The sequence below is a fragment of the Flavobacterium arsenatis genome (assembly GCF_031456785.1).
Taxonomy (GTDB): domain Bacteria; phylum Bacteroidota; class Bacteroidia; order Flavobacteriales; family Flavobacteriaceae; genus Flavobacterium; species Flavobacterium arsenatis.
In genome coordinates, this window is record NZ_JAVDVI010000017.1 from 15,872 (window position 1) to 35,314 (window position 19,443).

The window sequence follows — 19,443 nt, forward strand, 5'->3', positions numbered from 1 at the left end:
CAACAACACAACAAAATAGGTAATAATAAAAAGTTTTTATGTCTGAAGAGAGAGTAATAAGAATAAACAAGGTTTTAAGGGAATTCAATATTTCGTTAGAAAGAGCCGTTGATTATCTGAAAGATAAGGGAATTGCTATTGATGCAAATCCGAACGCCAAAATTTCTGATGCGGAATATGGTATCCTACAAAATCAATTTGCTGGCGATAAGGGGAAAAAGGAAGCTTCACTGGAAGTAAGTGAAGAGAAGAGAAAAGAAAAAGAAGCTTTGCGTATCGAAAGAGAAAAAGAAATCGAAGACAAACGCAAACAGGACGAAGAACGTTTAAGACAACAAGAAGTGATCAAGGCGAAAGCTGTGGTAACGGGTCCTAAACAAGTGGGAACTATTGATCTGAATCCTAAAAGACCTACTCCTGCACCAGTTGCAAAAGTAGAAGAGCCTGTGGCTCCAGCAAAACCTGTTGAAACTCCTCCAGTACAAAAAGCGCCTGAAGTTGTGGTTGAAAAACCAGTTCAACAAGAGGCTCCAAAAGAGAAGCCAGTTGTAGCTGAAGATAAAACAGAAAAGGTTGAAAAACCAGTAGCAGCTGTTGCTAAAAAGGAAGAAGCTCCAAAAGCAGATGAAGTTTCGGGGTCAAAACCTGAAACTCCAGCAACTACAACTCCTGAACAACCTGCTGATGAGTCAATCACCACACAATATGTTCAATTATCAGGAACAACTTTTACAGGAAAAACAATTGATTTATCTCAATTCAATAAACCTAAAAAGAAAAAAGAAGAGCCTAAAATTACACCTAACAAGCCGGGAACAAATCCAGCTGGTGCAGGTGCAAATAACGCAAACAAGAATAAAAGAAAAAGAATTATTGCCAAACCAGGAGCTCCTGGAACTGCGGGAACTCCAAGACCACCGGGAACACCAGGTAACAATCCAAATAAAATTGTTCCAAATGCAGGCGGTAACAATGCCAACAGAAGTGCTAGACCAGGTTTCGTAAAAGGAAACCGTCCGGCAATTGTTGCAAAAGTTGAGCCTACAGAGGAAGAAGTAAAAAATCAAATTAGAGAAACTCTTGAAAAACTTCAAGGTAAAGGCGGTAAATCAAAAGCGGCCAAATACAGGAGAGATAAGAGAGATACGCACCGTCAGAAATCGGATGATGAGCAAAGAGCCATCGAAGAAGGAAGCAAGACGATCAAAGTAACAGAGTTTGTTACTGTTGGTGAAATTGCTACCATGATGGATGTGCCGATTACAAAAGTAATTGGAACTTGCATGTCATTAGGGATCATGGTTACGATGAATCAGCGTCTTGATGCTGAAACATTGACTATCGTTGCCGATGAATTTGGTTATGAAGTGGAATTCATCACAACTGAATTAGAAGATTCTATTCAAGATGTTGTGGATTCTGAAGAAGATTTAGAAACTAGAGCGCCAATTGTTACGGTAATGGGTCACGTCGATCACGGTAAGACCTCTTTGCTGGATTATATTCGTAAGGAGAATGTAATTGCTGGAGAGTCGGGAGGTATTACACAGCACATCGGGGCTTATGGAGTGACTTTAGATAGTGGACAAAAAATTGCATTCTTGGATACACCAGGTCACGAAGCGTTTACCGCGATGAGAGCTCGTGGAGCACAAGTTACCGATATTGCCATTATCGTTGTGGCGGCGGATGATGACATCATGCCACAAACAAAAGAGGCAATCAGCCATGCCCAAGCGGCAGGTGTTCCAATTATATTTGCTATCAATAAAGTAGATAAGCCAAATGCTAATCCAGAAAAAATCAAGGAAAGATTGGCAGGTATGAACTTGCTTGTTGAAGACTGGGGTGGAAAAATCCAGTCACATGATATATCTGCGAAAGTTGGTACAGGTGTAAAAGATTTATTGGAAAAAGTTTTATTGGAAGCTGAAATCCTTGAATTGAAAGCAAATCCAAACAGAGCTGCTTCAGGAACTGTTGTTGAAGCTTTCTTGGATAAAGGAAAGGGATACGTATCTACAATCTTGGTTCAAAACGGAACTTTGAAAGTAGGAGATTATATGCTTGCTGGAAAACATCACGGTAAGATCAAAGCGATGCACGATGAAAGAGGGAATGTAGTGAAAGAAGCAGGTCCTTCAACTCCAGTATCGGTTTTAGGTTTGGATGGTGCGGCAACAGCGGGTGATAAATTCAACGTTTTTGAAGACGAAAGAGAAGCAAAACAAATTGCTGCAAAACGTACTCAATTAATGCGTGAGCAATCCGTTCGTACACAACGCCACATTACCCTTGCGGAAATCGGTCGTCGTATTGCATTAGGACAGTTTAAAGAATTGAACATAATCCTTAAAGGTGACGTGGATGGTTCTGTTGAAGCATTGTCAGATTCATTCTCTAAACTTTCTACCGAAGAAATTCAAATCAATATTATTCATAAAGGCGTTGGAGCAATTACAGAAACTGACGTAATGTTGGCTTCTGCTTCAGATGCTATCATCATCGGATTTAACGTTCGTCCTGCTGGAAATGCAAGACAATTGGCTGACAAAGAAGAAATCGATATTCGTAACTACTCAATTATCTACGATGCAATTGATGATTTGAAAGATGCAATGGAAGGAATGTTGTCTCCAGAAATGAAAGAAGAGATTACAGGAACTGCCGAAATCAGAGAGATATTCAAGATTTCAAAAGTGGGTTCAATTGCAGGTTGTATGGTTACCGATGGAAAAATATTCCGTTCTTCAAGAATACGTTTGATCAGAGAAGGAGTTGTAATTCACACAGGTGAATTGATTGCCTTGAAACGTTTCAAAGACGATGTGAAGGAAGTTTCTAAAGGATACGATTGCGGTATGCAAATCAAAGGATACAATGAAATCGAACAATACGATGTTATTGAAGCCTTCCAAGAGGTTGCAGTAAAGAAAAAACTGAAATAAGAGTTTTATATAAATTAAAAAATCCCGAGCAATCGGGATTTTTTTATGCCTATTTGTTAGGTTTTATGAGTAGTGCATTCGGATACTTTTTTTGCAATGCGATAAGATTCCTTTCTGCTTCAATTTTGGTTTTAAAGTTTCCAACCCATACCTTGTAATAAGGAGTATTGAAGATTATGGTTGCATCAAGATTTTTAAATTCTCTTTTGAATTCATTCAGTGTCTTTTTGGAATTTTCACTATCTCCATTAAAAATCTGAATTTTATACCGATCATTTATGGTTATAGAGGAATTTATTCTTCTTTTTTCACTTAATAAATTTTCAAATTTCGAATCCTGTGTCACGGTAACTTTTTCATTCTGAGAATAAGAATAAGAAGGTAAAAATAAGGTCGCAAATACTGCAATTGCAAAAGAATTTAATCCGAAATTTTTCATAAAGTGGTGTTTTTTAAACAAATGTACTATATATAGGTTTAACCCGAAGAATAAAATTATTTAGAATAAATATAAATTAAGAATTAAGATATATTTAGGGTTTTGAGAATAGTTCTTAAATCGTATTTTTGTCCAAATTATAAATGACCTATAAGGTTTTCTCTGAAAAACATGCAGAAAAAATCATACCAAAATTAGTCGATAATCATTTAAAATATGAAAAAGGTGGGTAACCATAATTCGATTTCAAGAATTTTACTATTCAGTTTAGCTTTGATGCTAACAATTTCCGCTAAAACATTTTCTCAAGAAACGCCTGCGGCTCCGGTTGCAGAAACGGCTACGGCTTCAGCTCCTGCTGGTGACGCTGCTGCAGGAAAAGCATTGTTTAATTCAAACTGTGCTGCCTGTCACAAGCTTGACGCAAAAATGACCGGTCCCGCCTTGAGAGGTGTTGCTGATAAATACAGCAAGGATTGGTTGTACAAGTGGATCAAAGACAGTCAGTCACTGATTAAATCAGGTGATGCAACAGCTGTTAAGATTTTTGAAGAAAATAACAAATCTGTAATGACTGCTTTTCCTCAATTGTCAACGGTGGATATTGATAATATCTTGGCTTATACTTCTGAAGTAGCGGCTACACCGCCTCCAACACCTGGTGGAGCTGTAGGTTCGGCTGGTTCTGATTCGGGAATTTCAAACAACGTTATTTTAGGAGCTTTGGTTCTTGTGATGGCAATGTTGGTTGTAATGTTGTTCTTGGTTAGTAATGTTTTAAATAAAATCGCTAAAGCAAACGGAATTGAAGTTGCTCAAAAAGAAGCTACATTGCCAATCTGGAAAGCTTATGCTAAAAATCAATTTTTAGTATTGGTTACAGCGATCCTATTGTTGCTTTCAAGTGCTTATTTTGTATATGGTTTCTTTATGCAAGTTGGTATCGATCAGAATTATGCACCAATTCAGCCAATCCATTATTCTCACAAGATTCACGCTGGGGACAATGGTATCGATTGTAAATACTGTCACTCTTCTGCAAGAGTTAGTAAAAATGCAGGTATTCCTTCGTTGAATGTTTGTATGAACTGTCATAAAAATATTTCTGATTTCCAAGGAGATAAAGATTCTACTTATGTGGAATACAGCAAAGAGTTCTACACTGCTGAAATCCAAAAACTATACGATGCAGTAGGCTGGGATAAAACGACTCAAACTTATACAGGAAAAACTAAACCGGTAAAATGGGTTAGAATCCACAATCTTCCTGATTTCGCATACTTTAACCACTCTCAGCACGTTTCGGTTGCAGGTCTTGAGTGTCAAAAATGTCACGGTCCAGTTGAAAGTTATGAGGTGATGAAGCAGTTTGCTCCTTTAACAATGGGATGGTGTATTGATTGTCACCGACAAACTGATGTTAAGATGGAAGGAAACGAATACTATACTAAAATTCACGAAGAGCTTGCTAAAAAATATGGCAAAAACAAACTTACGGCTGCCGATATGGGTGGTTTAGAGTGTGGTAAATGTCACTATTAATTATTGTTGAAATCAATAATTAAAAAACAAGTTAAAGAAAATAATTAAGAAGCTAATATTTATATAAGATGTCATCAAACAAAAAATACTGGAAAAGTGTTGAGGAACTAAACGAAAATAGTTCTATTGTTGAGACGTTAAGAAATAACGAATTTGTTGAAGCTATTCCTACGGATGAATTTCTAGGAGACGAAGCCACTTTATCCGCTTCATCAACAACACGTCGTGATTTCTTAAAGTACGTAGGATTTAGTACAGCTGCTGCATCGTTAGTAGCTTGCGAAGGTCCAGTTATCAAATCTATTCCTTATGTAGTTCAGCCAGAACAAATCATTCCTGGAGTTGCAGATTATTACGCGACTACTGTTTTTGATGGTTTTGATTTTGCTAATTTGTTAGTAAAAACAAGAGAAGGTCGTCCTATTAAAATCGAAAATAATACAATTACTGGAGCTAAATTTTCAGCAAATGCAAGAGTTCATGCGTCTATATTGTCTTTGTATGACAGTATGCGTTTGAAACAACCAAAGATAGCTGGTAAAACGGCAACTTGGAGTGAAGTCGATTCAAAAGTTAAAGCAAGTTTGGCTGATGCTAAGGCAAAAGGCGGACAAGTTGTTTTGTTGACTAATACACTGGCAAGTCCTTCTACAGAAAAATTAATCGCTGAATTTATAGCTGCAAATCCAACTGCAAAACACGTAATTTATGATGCAGTTTCTTCATCTGAAGCTTTGGATGCTTTTGAAACTGCTTATGGTGAAAGAGCTTTAGTGGATTATGATTTCTCAAAAGCAGCAACAATTGTTTCCGTTGGAGCTGATTTCCTTGGAGATTGGCAAGGTGGAGGATATGATGCAGGTTATGCTCAAGGCAGAATTCCTAAAAACGGAAAGATGTCGAAGCATTTCCAATTCGAATCGAATATGACATTGTCTGGAGCTGCCGCTGATAAGCGTGTTCCAATGACAACTGCTATGCAAAAACAAGCATTAGTAAAAATATACAATATAGTAACGGGTGCTGCTGTTGCTGTAAACCTTGGAAAGTTTGATGCTGAAGTAACTAAAGCGGCTCAACAATTGAAAGCTTCGGGTTCTAAAGGAGTTTTAGTTTCTGGTATTGATGACAAAAATGCTCAATTGTTGGTTTTAGCAATCAATAATGCACTTTCAAGTGAAGCATTTACTACTTCGGGAACACGTCAGATCAGAAAAGGTTCTAACGCAAAAGTGTCTCAATTAGTAAATGATATGAAAGCAGGAAGCGTTCATACATTGATTATGAGTGGTGTTAATCCTGCTTATTCTTTACCAAACAGTAAGGAATTTGCAGATGCTTTGAAAAAAGTAACCCTTTCAGTGTCAGTTTCTTTGAAAGAAGATGAAACGGCTTTGGTTTCTAATATTGCTATTGGAACTACTCATTATTTAGAATCTTGGAATGACTTGTCGCTTACAAAAGGGACTTACTCATTAACACAGCCAACGATTCGTCCTTTATTTGCTGAAACAAAACAATTTCAAGATATCTTATTGTCTTGGACAGGAAATACTGCGAATTACTACGATTATTTAAAAGCAAATTCTGCTTCTTACCTAGGTGGTACTACTTGGAATAAAGTAGTTCATGATGGTGTTTTTGTAGGTGCTGTTTCGGTTGCTACTGGAGGTTCTGCTGATTTTGCAGGTGCTGCAAATGCATTGGCTCAATCAAAAAATGCTTCAGGACTAGAGTTGGTTCTCTATACAAAAACAGGAATGGGAGATGGGCAACAGGCAAACAATCCTTGGTTGCAAGAGTTTCCAGATCCAATCACAAGAGTTTCTTGGGACAACTACATTACCATTTCAAAAGTAGATGCGGACAATTTGAAGTTAGAAAACTACAATGTTGCTAATGGAGGTTTGAACGGTAGTTACGTGGATCTTGAAGTAGGTGTTGCCAAATTAGAAAAAGTGCCGGTAATTATTCAACCAGGTCAAGCTGTTGGAACTGTTGGTTTATCATTAGGATATGGTAAGAAAGCAGCATTAAAAGAAGAAATGCAAGTAGGTGTTAACGCTTACGTTTTATATAATAATTTCAATAATATCCAATCTGTTAAGATAACCAAAGCAACTGGTGATCACGAGTTTGCTTGTGTTCAGTTGCAAAAAACTTTAATGGGACGTGGCGATATTATTAAAGAAACTACTTTAGAGGTTTTCAATACTAAAAACGCTAAGGATTGGAACATCCAACCAATGGTTTCTTTGGATCACAATCCAGTAAAAGCAACTGAAGTTGATCTTTGGACTTCTTTTGATCGTTCAGTTGGACATCATTTCAATTTATCTATCGATTTGAATGCTTGTACAGGTTGTGGAGCTTGCGTTATCGCTTGTCACGCTGAAAACAACGTTCCGGTTGTAGGTAAATCTGAAGTTAGAAGAAGTCGTGATATGCACTGGTTGCGTATTGACAGATACTATTCTTCTGAAACAACTTTCGCAGGAGATAATACTAAAAAAGAAGAATTCGACGGATTATTTGGAGATAAAGGTTCGCTAGGAGGTTTTGGAGAAATGGAAATTGCTTCAGAAAACCCACAAGTAGCGTTCCAGCCAGTAATGTGTCAGCACTGTAATCACGCTCCGTGTGAAACAGTTTGTCCTGTTGCAGCAACTTCTCATAGCCGTCAAGGTCAAAACCATATGGCATACAACAGATGTGTTGGTACTCGTTATTGTGCAAACAACTGTCCTTACAAAGTGCGTCGTTTCAACTGGTTCCTATACAGCAAAAACAGCGAATTCGATTATCATATGAATGATGATTTAGGTCGTATGGTATTGAACCCAGATGTTAACGTTCGTTCTCGTGGAGTTATGGAAAAATGTTCGATGTGTATTCAAATGACACAAAAAACAATCCTTGATGCAAAACGTGATGGTAGAGCAATTAAAGATGGTGAATTCCAAACAGCATGTTCAGCGGCTTGTTCTTCTGGAGCAATGATTTTTGGAGATGTTAACGATAAAGAAAGCAAAGTTGCAGCATTGAAGGCAGATGATAGAATGTATCATTTATTAGAGCATGTTGGAACGCAACCAAACGTTATCTACCACGTAAAAGTTAGAAATACCTAGTCAAATAAATTATTAAGTAACAATATAAAAGGATTATGTCGTCTCACTACGAAGCACCCATTAGAAAACCCTTAGTTATTGGTGATAAATCTTATCACGATATAACAGTAGATGTAGCTGCACCTGTTGAAGGAAGAGCCAATAAACAATGGTGGACAGTATTTACTATTGCATTAGTTGCCTTTTTATGGGGATTAGGTTGCATTGTTTATACAATATCTACAGGAATCGGAACATGGGGATTAAATAAAACAGTTGGTTGGGCTTGGGATATCACGAACTTCGTTTGGTGGGTTGGTATCGGTCACGCTGGAACATTGATTTCTGCCGTATTATTATTATTCCGTCAGAAATGGAGAATGGCCATTAACCGTTCGGCAGAAGCGATGACCATCTTCTCTGTAATACAAGCAGGTTTATTTCCAATCATCCACATGGGTCGTCCATGGTTGGCCTACTGGGTTTTACCAATTCCGAATCAATTTGGTTCATTATGGGTAAACTTTAACTCGCCACTTCTTTGGGACGTATTTGCAATCTCAACTTACCTTTCAGTTTCATTGGTTTTCTGGTGGACAGGCTTGCTTCCCGATTTTGCAATGCTTAGAGATAGAGCAATCACACCTTTCACAAAAAGAGTATATTCAATATTGAGTTTCGGTTGGAGCGGTAGAGCAAAAGACTGGCAACGTTTTGAGGAAGTTTCCTTGGTACTTGCAGGTTTGGCAACTCCACTTGTACTTTCTGTACACACGATTGTATCTTTTGACTTTGCTACTTCTGTAATTCCAGGATGGCACACCACAATCTTTCCTCCATACTTCGTTGCTGGAGCGGTTTTCTCAGGATTTGCAATGGTAAACACATTGTTGATCATTATGAGAAAAGTTTCTAACCTTGAGGCTTATATCACCATTCAACATATCGAATTGATGAACATCGTAATCATGATTACAGGTTCTATCGTTGGTGTTGCCTATATCACAGAGTTATTCGTGGCTTGGTATTCTGGAGTTGAATACGAACAATATGCTTTCTTGAACAGAGCTACTGGACCTTACTGGTGGGCATATTGGGCAATGATGACTTGTAACGTTTTCTCTCCACAGTTCATGTGGTCTAAGAAATTAAGAACAAGTATCATGTTCTCTTTCGTAATCTCAATCGTAGTAAATATTGGAATGTGGTTCGAGCGTTTCGTAATTATCGTAACTTCATTGCACAGAGATTACCTTCCATCTTCTTGGACGATGTTTTCACCAACATTTGTTGATATTGGAATATTCATCGGAACAATTGGTTTCTTCTTCGTATTGTTCTTGCTTTATGCTCGTTCATTCCCAGTGATTGCACAAGCAGAGGTGAAAACAATCTTGAAATCATCTGGAGAAAATTATAAAAAATTAAGAGAAGCAAATAAAGATTCACACCATGAGTAGTAATAAAGTTATATACGCTATTTACAATGATGATGATGTGTTGATGGACGCGGTTAAGAAAACCCGTGCTGCTCATCACCATATCGAAGAAGTTTTCACGCCATTTCCAGTTCACGGATTGGATAAAGCTATGGGACTTGCACCAACCAGATTAGCAATATGTGCTTTTATCTACGGATTGTGTGGTTTGTCTTTCGCTACTTGGATGATGAATAATATTATGATCTCAGACTGGCCTCAAGATATTGGAGGAAAGCCAAGTTTCAGTTATATCGAGAATATGCCTGCTTTCGTTCCGGTAATGTTTGAGATGACCGTATTTTTTGCAGCCCACCTAATGGTTATCACTTTTTATATGAGAAGTAAATTATGGCCATTCAAGCAAGCTGAAAATCCAGATGTAAGAACAACAGACGATCACTTCTTGATGGAAGTTGCTGTAAATAATAACGAAGAAGAATTGGTTTCTTTCTTCCATAATACAGGTGCAGTTGAAGTTAAAGTAATCGAAAAGCATTAAAAGTAGATATGAAAAGCTTAAATAAAATAGTGATTTTATTAGGATTATCAGCAGTAGTAACTTCTTGCTTTGATAAAAAAAGTCCTAATTACCAGTACTTTCCAAATATGTATGAAGCTGTGAGTTATGAAACTTATGCAGAGTCTGATGCTTTTGAAAATGGAAAAGAAGGACAATTGGTTCCTGATGGAGCAATAAAAAGAGGATTTGTACCTTATGAATATCCAAATACAACAGAGGGATATGAGATGGCAAAAGCTAATCTTCAATCGCCATTAGATGCCACAGCTAAAGCTTCAGATAAAGGAGCTCAATTGTATGGTGTTTATTGTGCAATTTGCCACGGTGAAAAAGGAGACGGAAAAGGAAATCTATCTAAAAGAGAGAAATTCCTTGGAGTTCCTAGCTATAAAGACAGAGTAATTACAGAAGGAAGTGTATTCCATGTTGAAACCTATGGTTTGAACGCGATGGGATCTCATGCCAACCAATTATCAGCAGATGAGCGTTGGATGGTAGCTTCTTATGTAATGAAGTTGAAAAGCGAATTATAATTGTATAACACTGATATATAAGATATGTACACATTTTCTAGCAAATTAAAAACGTTTTCAATTGTCCTAATGGTTTTAGGAGCTGTTGGTATTGGAATCGGGTTTTTAAATGCACCAAAGGATATTGCAGAAGTAGAAAAAATTCTTGCAGCCGACAGTCACGGTCATGGTGATGCTCATGATGCACATGCAACAGAAGGACACGGCGAAGCAAATCATGAAGCTCATGCTACTGAAGCGGATGCTCATAAAGAAGTTGAAACTACTCATAATGTTTCAGACAGTGTTAAGGCAAGTGATACAGTAGCACATCATGAGGCAAATCACGATTCTACTGAAGTTGCTGCAGTTGTAGCAGAAGATCATCACGTTGCTGAACATAAAACAACAGAACATGTTGATGCTCATGCTGAACACGAAAAGCACTTGCACCACGTATTACACCAGTTGCAAAACAAGCCTTGGGCTGCTTTGTATGTAGCTTGTCTTTTCATTATGCTGATTTCATTAGGAGCTTTGGCTTTCTATGCAATCCAGCAAGTGGCTCAAGCAGGTTGGTCTCCGGTGTTGTTTAGAGTAATGCAAGGTATAACGGCTTATTTGCCAGTTGGATCAGTTATTTTCTTTATAGTACTAGTTTTGACAGGTATGCATTTTGGTCATAATCACTTATTCGTATGGATGAATGAAGGAGTTGATGTTGTTGGACACGAAAACTATGACAAACTTATCGCTGGAAAAACAGGCTATTTGAATGTACCTTTTTGGTTGATCAGAGCTGCAATTTTCTTAATTGGATGGAATTTATACAGATATTATTCAAGAAAAAACTGTCTTGCTCAAGATGAAGCTAATGACAATACTTTCTATAAGAAGAATTTCAAAATGTCAGCGGCATTTTTAGTATTCTTCATCGTTACAGAATCTATCATGTCTTGGGATTGGATCATGTCGGTTGACCCACACTGGTTCAGTACTTTGTTCGGATGGTACGTTTTTGCTAGTTTCTTCGTAAGCGGAATCACTACAATTGCATTGGTAACTCTATACTTGAAATCAAAAGGATATTTAGAATTTGTAAATACAAGTCACATCCACGATTTAGCGAAATTCATGTTCGGTATCAGTGTTTTCTGGACGTACTTATGGTTCTCTCAATTTATGTTGATCTGGTATTCAAACATTCCAGAAGAGGTTACCTATTTCATTACAAGAATTGAAGACTACAACTTGCCTTTTTTCGGAATGGTTGTGATGAACTTTGTTTTCCCAATCTTGATATTGATCAACACAGATTTCAAACGTCTGACTTGGATCATCGTTATGGCTGGAACAGTAATCTTGTTAGGTCACTATGTAGATTTTTATAATATGATTATGCCTGCAACAGTTGGCGATCAATGGTTCATAGGAATTCCTGAAATTGGGTCTTTACTTTTCTTCGTAGGGTTGTTTGTATTTGTTGTCTTCTCAGCACTTACTAAATCTCCTCTATTGGCTAAAAGAAATCCATTTATTGAGGAAAGTAAGCATTTTCATTATTAATATTTAAAGAAAAAACAGATGACAAGTTTGTTGGTAATTATAGTTTTAGTTTTATTAGCTATTGCTCTTTGGCAGTTGACTAAAATATTCGATTTGACTCAAGTTGGACAAGCTGCAAACAATGTGCAGGTTGCCAATGATAAGGACAATAATGTTCAAGGTTATTTGATGTTTGGCTTCTTGGCATTCATCTATATCTTCACGATTTATGGTCTTTTTGCATGGGGACACTTGGTTTTAGACAACCCAGCTTCAGAACACGGAAAGGATGTAGATAGATTGATGAACATTACTTGGGTTCTAATCTTCATAGTACAGGCTATCACTCAGGTTTTATTGCATTACTTTGCTTTTAAATACAGAGGTAACAAAGATAGAAAAGCATTATATTTTGCAGATAACGACAGATTAGAATTCATTTGGTCGGTTATTCCTGCAGTAGTTTTGGCTGGTTTGATTCTTTATGGATTATATGCTTGGACAAATATTATGTTTGTGAATGAAAAAGAAGAAGATGTAATCGTTATTGAACTTTATGCCAAGCAATTTGCTTGGGAAGCTAGATATTCTGGGGAAGATAATGTTCTTGGAAAAGCTAATGTAAGATATATCGAAGGTGTAAATACTTTAGGTGTTGACTTGGCTGATCCAAACGCACAAGATGATAAAGTGGTTACGGAACTTCATATCCCAAAAGGTAAAAAGGTGTTGTTCAAAATGCGTTCTCAGGATGTGTTGCACTCTGCTTATATGCCTCACTTTAGAGCTCAGATGAACTGTGTTCCTGGTATGGTAACTCAATTTGCGTTTACTCCAACATTAACAACTGAAGAATACAGAGCTACAAAAAAGATGTCTGAAAAAGTAGCTAATATCAACCACGAACGTGCTAAAAGAAGCGCCGCTTTAATTGCTAAAGGTGAATCTCCACTAGATCCTTACACATTTGATTACTTATTGCTTTGCAATAAAATTTGTGGAGCTTCTCATTACAACATGCAAATGAAAATCGTAGTTGACACTCCAGAGGATTATAAAAAATGGTTGAGTGAAAAACCTACATTGGTTGAAGCAGTAAAAGCAGAGAAAGCTTCTAAAGAAGAGCCTCAAGGACCTTCATCTCCAGTAACAAAAGATACTTCATCAGTAGCAGTGGATACAACGAAAGTTGTTGCAGCAGTAAAATAATAAACAAATATATTTTTAAATAAAATTTAAATTATAATATATGTCAGATCACGGACACGATCATCACGAACACGATCACGAACACGAACACCACCACAAGGATACTTTCATTACTAAATATATCTTTAGTATTGATCATAAGATGATTGCCAAACAATACCTAATTACAGGTATTATCATGGGAATCATTGGTGTGGGAATGTCCATGCTTTTTAGAATGCAGTTGGCTTGGCCAGAAGAATCTTTTGGAGTTTTCAAGTTTTTCCTTGGTGAACAATATGCTCCAGGTGGAGTGATGAAAAATGATGCATATCTTTCGTTGGTAACCATCCACGGAACAATAATGGTATTCTTCGTATTGACGGCTGGTTTGAGTGGAACTTTCAGTAACTTGCTTATTCCGCTTCAAATTGGAGCACGTGATATGGCCTCTGGATTCATGAACATGATTTCCTACTGGTTGTTTTTCCTTTCAAGTGTAATTATGGTTTCTTCCCTATTTGTGGAGTCAGGACCAGCATCTGCAGGATGGACAATTTATCCTCCTTTATCAGCATTGCCACAAGCAATTCCAGGTTCAGGAACAGGTATGACACTATGGTTAGTTTCTATGGCAATTTTCATCGCATCTTCTTTAATGGGATCTTTGAACTATGTAGTAACCGTTATCAACTTGAGAACAAAAGGTATGTCTATGACTAGACTTCCTCTTACAATCTGGGCATTCTTTATTACTGCTGTAATTGGTATCGTTTCTTTCCCTGTACTTTTATCTGCAGCTTTGTTGCTTATAATGGACAGAAGTTTCGGAACTTCATTCTTCCTTTCTGATATCTATATCGCTGGAGAAGTATTGCATTACCAAGGTGGTTCGCCTGTTTTGTTTGAGCACTTGTTTTGGTTCTTGGGTCACCCTGAAGTATATATCGTATTATTACCAGCTTTAGGTATTACATCTGAAATTATTGCAACCAACTCACGTAAGCCAATTTTCGGTTACCGTGCGATGATTGCTTCTATATTGGCAATTGCATTTCTTTCAACAATCGTTTGGGGTCACCACATGTTTATCTCAGGTATGAATCCATTCCTAGGATCTGTGTTTACGTTCACAACGTTATTGATTGCAATTCCTTCAGCTGTAAAAGCTTTCAATTACATTACAACACTTTGGAAAGGTAACTTGCAAATGAATCCTGCCATGTTGTTCTCAATCGGATTGGTATCAACTTTTATATCGGGTGGTTTGACAGGGATTATTCTTGGAGATAGTACACTTGACATCAACGTCCACGATACATATTTCGTTGTAGCTCACTTCCACCTTGTAATGGGTATCTCTGCACTTTACGGAATGTTTGCTGGAATCTATCACTGGTTCCCAAGAATGTTCGGAAGAATGCTAAACAAAAATTTAGGATACGTTCACTTTTGGGTAACTGCAGTTTGTGCTTACGGAGTGTTTTTCCCAATGCACTTCATCGGTATGGCAGGTTTACCAAGAAGATATTACACAAACACAAACTTCCCATTGTTTGATGATTTGCAAAACGTAAACGTTTTGATCACAATCTTTGCTTTGGTAGGAGGTGCTTTCCAATTGGTTTTCTTGTACAACTTCTTCAGTAGTATTTTCTACGGTAAGAAAGCGGTACAAAATCCTTGGAGATCAAATACCCTTGAATGGACTGCTCCTGTAGAACACATGCACGGAAACTGGCCTGGAGAAATTCCTGAAGTTCACAGATGGCCTTACGATTACAGTAAGCCAGGACATGATGAAGATTTCGTTCCTCAACATATTCCGATGAAAGAAGGTGAAGAAGTTTTAAATCACTAAGACTGACATAAATATAGAAAGCCCTGTTTGTTCAGGGCTTTTTTTATGAATGTTATTCAAAGATTATTGGTTACTTTTATAGGTATAAAAATTATAAATATGAACGACTACGAATTTATACTAAACGAAGACAAAAAAAGATTTGAAATGGAAGTCGATGGACACATCGCTTTTATTGAATACATCCTGACAAACGACAAGGTAATGTTTCTAACCCATACCGAAGTTCCGAAATCGCTTGGAGGAAAAGGTATCGGAAGTGATATTGTCGAAAAGGCATTAAATTATATCAAGGAACACAACTACACTTTGGCTCCACTTTGCCCGTTTGTAGCAAAATATCTTGTTAAGAATCCCGAATGGCAATCTATTTTGGCAAAAGGCTATAATGTGAGTAAATAATTCTATTTAAAGAAAATTCCTAATCACTATCTTTGCCAGATGAATGAGAATTTAGACCCAACCAACAACGGTTACAATCCAGAGGAACTTGATCTGGAAAAAAGATTAAGACCGTTATCCTTTGATGATTTTGCTGGTCAGGATCAGATTTTGGATAACCTCAAAGTTTTTGTTCAAGCCGCCAATCAACGAAATGAGGCCTTGGATCATTCCCTTTTTCACGGACCTCCGGGATTAGGAAAAACTACTTTGGCAAACATTTTGGCAAATGAACTAGGAGTTGGAATAAAAATAACTTCAGGCCCAGTTTTGGATAAGCCTGGAGACTTGGCAGGTTTGCTGACCAATCTGGAAGAAAGAGATGTGCTTTTTATAGACGAAATCCATCGTTTGAGTCCAATCGTAGAAGAATACCTTTATTCTGCAATGGAAGATTTCAAGATCGATATTATGATTGAATCTGGACCAAATGCAAGAACGGTTCAAATCAATCTGAACCCATTTACATTAGTTGGAGCTACAACTCGTTCTGGACTTTTGACTGCTCCAATGAGAGCCCGTTTCGGAATCCAAAGCCGTTTGCAATATTACAATACCGAACTTTTAACCACAATCGTACAGCGAAGTTCTGCTATCTTGAAAATGCCAATCACAATGGAAGCGGCAATTGAAATCGCAGGAAGAAGCCGTGGAACGCCTCGTATCGCAAATGCAATGTTACGACGTGTTCGCGATTTTGCACAAATAAAAGGAAACGGAAAAATCGACATAGAAATAGCAAAGTTCTCGCTAAAAGCACTAAATGTAGATGCTCACGGTTTGGATGAAATGGACAATAAAATCCTAACCACGATCATCGATAAATTCAAAGGAGGACCAGTAGGATTATCCACTTTGGCAACAGCCGTTTCAGAAAGTAGCGAAACCATCGAGGAAGTTTATGAGCCTTTTCTTATTCAAGAAGGGTTCATAATGAGAACGCCAAGAGGAAGGGAAGTAACAGAAAAAGCCTATATGCATTTAGGGAAGATTAGAACAAACATTCAAGGCGGACTTTTTTAGGAGCTAATCCCGCTTTCCACTCCAAGTCCTCATTTGAAAAGTAATTTTTCCAAAGCCATAAAAGGAGCTTCCGTCGGTCGCTCTTTTCTGTCAGGAAAAATAAACTTTTCAAATTCCGGGCTTTCCGTTACAATCGGGGCTAACCCAATCAAGACGCAATGATTTCCAACAAAGAAAAATATACAAAGTTCATCAAATCCGAGGCATTACGTCTCGGATTTATGTCTTGTGGTATATCGAAAGCTGGATTCTTGGAGCAAGAAGCACCACGTCTAGAAAATTGGTTGAATAGTAACATGAATGGACAAATGTCCTATATGGAAAACCATTTCGACAAACGCCTTGACCCAACACTTTTAGTTGATGATGCCAAATCAGTAGTATCGTTACTATTGAATTATTATCCATCTGAAACTCAAAATTTGGATGCTTACAAAATTTCAAAATATGCTTATGGTCAGGATTATCATTTCGTAATCAAAGAAAAATTAAAAGAACTTTTGTTTTCTATTCAAAATGAAATTGGCGAAGTTTCAGGTCGTGCTTTTGTCGATTCTGCTCCGGTTTTAGACAAGGCCTGGGCGGCAAAAAGCGGACTTGGTTGGATCGGTAAAAACAGTAATCTGCTAACCAAACAAGTAGGCTCTTTTTATTTTATAGCCGAATTAATCATTGATCTTGAACTTGAATACGATAATGCCACGACTGACCATTGTGGCAGTTGCACGGCTTGTATAGATGCCTGTCCAACACAAGCTATTGTCGCTCCTTATGTCGTAGACGGAAGCAAATGTATTTCGTATTTCACAATTGAATTAAAAGAAAATATCCCCCAGGAAATGAAAGGCAGTTTCGATGATTGGGCTTTCGGATGCGACACTTGCCAAGATGTTTGTCCGTGGAATAAATTCTCAAAACCTCATAAAGAACCCTTATTCAATCCTAATACCGAATTGCTTTCGATGTCCAAGAAAGAATGGGAGGAAATTACAGAGCAAACATTCAGAGAGGTCTTTAAAAATTCAGCCGTTAAGCGAACAAAATTTCAAGGGCTGAAACGAAACATCAACTTCTTAAAGTAAAAATCCTTCACTCATCGGCTTGACCATCCATGTAAAGGAAATACTAAATATTTCTTAAAATGCATCTTTTTGGCTGTTTTTTGAAAACCATATAAAACTTCATTTCGTAAGTGTTCTTAAATCAAATAAACACTTTATATTATGAAAAAAACAACATCTAACTTCAGAGGAATGTCGTATGCGTTACTGACGGCATTAGCATTTACAACAGTATCATGTGATGATACAGAAGATACAGGTTCAACTACTCCTCCTCCAGGGATGGTTCAAGCTCCAAATGTAAATTTTACAGCTTTGACAATGGATAACAAGATAGCCTATTACAACGCGAGAAACTTAGGAAGTCCAACTTCTACCTTAGAAGTAACAGGATTGCAACCATCAGAAGCTATATTGAGCATCGATTACCGGCCTGCAACTGGACAATTGTATGCACTAGGTTCTACAAGTAGGCTTTATCTTATTAATGAAGAATCAGGTTTAGCTACACCACTAGGTTCGGCGGCATTTTCTCCAGCAATTGTGAGTCAAAATGCTACTATAGATTTTAATCCGACGGTAGATAGAATCCGATTGGTAACCGACTCGGGACAAAATTTACGTTTGCATCCCGAATTAGGAACAGTTGCCGCTACAGATGGAAGTATCAACGGTGGTAACAATCCAAAAATTGGTGCTGTAGCTTACACGAATAGCATGGCCGGAGCCAGCTCGACAATGCTATATGACATTGATTTTGCAGAAGATAAATTATACTTGCAAAACCCTCCGAATGATGGCGGACTTGAAGAAGTGGGTGACTTGACTGTAGATTTCATGGGAATGGGCGGTTTTGATATCATGCCTGATAATAGCGTAGCTCTTGCAACTGCTATAAATGCTGATGGTACTCATTTATATACGATCAATTTGACAACAGCTAAAGCAGAGATGGTTGGCAAGTTTGGAATGGCTGTCAGAAGTATTGCTTTTAAAACAAATCCTGTAGCTTTTGCTACATCTGCAGCTAATAAATTATACCGTTTCAACCCGACAAATCCTAGCGAAAATGCGGTTGATTTAATGGGGATGATGGACGGTGAAATGATTGTAGGGTTAGATTTTCGTCCAGCAAATGGAGCCTTATACGCCATTACAAATCAAAGCAGATTGTTGACAGTGAATACTGCCAATGGACAAGTGACTCCAATCGGTTCGGCATTGACTCCGGCACTTTCAGGAACGTCTTTCGGTTTTGATTTTAACCCTACGGTAGATAGAATCCGATTGGTAAGCAACACAGGTCAGAATTTAAGATTACATCCTGATTTAGGAACTGTCGTTTTCACTGATGGTAATTTGAATCCAGGAAGTCCAAATGTAAATGCCGCGGCTTATACTAATAATTTTGCCTCTTCTACGGCTACAACTTTATATGTTTTGGATGCAACAACCAATATGTTATACACCCAAACACCTCCAAATGATGGCGTTCTGGTAGCGGTTGGTGCAATAGGTTTTGATATTGATTCAGAAAACGGATTTGATATCGGCGGAAGCAGCAATATGGCTTTCGGTTTGCTAACGGTTAACAATATGACAGCCGTATATAGCTTTAACCTCTCTACTGGAGCGGCAACAAAAGTGGCCGATTTTAATATTGATGCTACAGCAATGGCAGTTGGTTTAGGATTTTAGGGTTAGTTTTTTGCTATAATGCAGGAGAAGCTTCGGGGAACCGGAGCTTCTCCATTTTAGCTTGTGTGTGTTGG

General features: G+C 37.7%; 14 protein-coding genes. 13 read left to right on the plus strand and 1 reads right to left on the minus strand.

The genetic code is table 11. The annotated features are described in order from the left end of the window. Positions 1–38 precede the first annotated feature (38 nt). Positions 39–2,948, plus strand: a complete 2,910-nt coding sequence (gene infB, locus J2X31_RS15790) for a translation initiation factor IF-2 (protein ID WP_310027996.1) — start codon at positions 39–41, stop codon at positions 2,946–2,948. A gap of 49 nt (positions 2,949–2,997) precedes the next feature. On the opposite strand, the gene J2X31_RS15795 is transcribed toward infB, so the two are convergent. Then, positions 2,998–3,387 carry an SPOR domain-containing protein gene (locus J2X31_RS15795; RefSeq protein ID WP_310027997.1) on the minus strand — a complete coding sequence of 130 codons (390 nt, stop codon included), beginning with the start codon at positions 3,385–3,387 and terminating at the stop codon, positions 2,998–3,000. Between the two features lie 216 nt (positions 3,388–3,603). On the opposite strand from J2X31_RS15795, the gene J2X31_RS15800 reads away from it, so the two are divergent. From J2X31_RS15800 to J2X31_RS15855, 12 genes are all read left to right on the plus strand, one after another. Continuing rightward, on the plus strand, positions 3,604–4,929 hold the full coding sequence (locus tag J2X31_RS15800; RefSeq protein ID WP_310027999.1) for a c-type cytochrome: 1,326 nt from the start codon (positions 3,604–3,606) through the stop codon (positions 4,927–4,929). A gap of 68 nt (positions 4,930–4,997) precedes the next feature. Beyond that, complete coding sequence (locus J2X31_RS15805; protein WP_310028000.1) at positions 4,998–8,060, plus strand: TAT-variant-translocated molybdopterin oxidoreductase; 3,063 nt, start codon at positions 4,998–5,000, stop codon at positions 8,058–8,060. 35 nt (positions 8,061–8,095) lie between these two features. Then, a complete protein-coding gene (nrfD, locus tag J2X31_RS15810; RefSeq protein ID WP_310028003.1) occupies positions 8,096–9,499 on the plus strand; it encodes an NrfD/PsrC family molybdoenzyme membrane anchor subunit in 1,404 nt (467 codons plus the stop codon). After that, the gene (locus J2X31_RS15815; RefSeq protein ID WP_310028004.1) at positions 9,492–10,019 is read left to right on the plus strand and encodes a DUF3341 domain-containing protein; all 528 of its coding nucleotides are present in this window, start codon (positions 9,492–9,494) and stop codon (positions 10,017–10,019) included. Before nrfD ends, J2X31_RS15815 begins: the two co-directional genes overlap by 8 nt. Positions 10,020–10,027: 8 nt before the next feature. Further along, a complete protein-coding gene (locus J2X31_RS15820; RefSeq protein WP_310028005.1) occupies positions 10,028–10,573 on the plus strand; it encodes a c-type cytochrome in 546 nt (181 codons plus the stop codon). 24 nt (positions 10,574–10,597) lie between these two features. Continuing rightward, on the plus strand, positions 10,598–12,118 hold the full coding sequence (locus J2X31_RS15825) for a quinol:cytochrome C oxidoreductase (protein WP_310028006.1): 1,521 nt from the start codon (positions 10,598–10,600) through the stop codon (positions 12,116–12,118). 18 nt (positions 12,119–12,136) lie between these two features. Then, a complete protein-coding gene (locus tag J2X31_RS15830) occupies positions 12,137–13,306 on the plus strand; it encodes a cytochrome c oxidase subunit II (protein WP_310028008.1) in 1,170 nt (389 codons plus the stop codon). Positions 13,307–13,346: 40 nt separating this feature from the next. Continuing rightward, positions 13,347–15,146: a cytochrome c oxidase subunit I gene (locus J2X31_RS15835; RefSeq protein ID WP_310028011.1), complete on the plus strand. Its 1,800-nt coding sequence runs from the start codon at positions 13,347–13,349 to the stop codon at positions 15,144–15,146. 99 nt (positions 15,147–15,245) lie between these two features. Further along, positions 15,246–15,548: a GNAT family N-acetyltransferase gene (locus tag J2X31_RS15840; protein WP_310028015.1), complete on the plus strand. Its 303-nt coding sequence runs from the start codon at positions 15,246–15,248 to the stop codon at positions 15,546–15,548. A 39-nt stretch (positions 15,549–15,587) separates the two neighbouring features. Continuing rightward, positions 15,588–16,610 carry a Holliday junction branch migration DNA helicase RuvB gene (gene ruvB / locus J2X31_RS15845; protein WP_310028018.1) on the plus strand — a complete coding sequence of 341 codons (1,023 nt, stop codon included), beginning with the start codon at positions 15,588–15,590 and terminating at the stop codon, positions 16,608–16,610. Positions 16,611–16,768: 158 nt separating this feature from the next. Continuing rightward, entirely contained in the window at positions 16,769–17,692 is a 924-nt protein-coding gene (gene queG / locus J2X31_RS15850; RefSeq protein WP_310028021.1) for a tRNA epoxyqueuosine(34) reductase QueG, read from the plus strand. A 141-nt stretch (positions 17,693–17,833) separates the two neighbouring features. After that, complete coding sequence (locus J2X31_RS15855) at positions 17,834–19,369, plus strand: DUF4394 domain-containing protein (RefSeq protein WP_310028023.1); 1,536 nt, start codon at positions 17,834–17,836, stop codon at positions 19,367–19,369. The last annotated feature ends 74 nt before the right edge of the window (positions 19,370–19,443 follow it).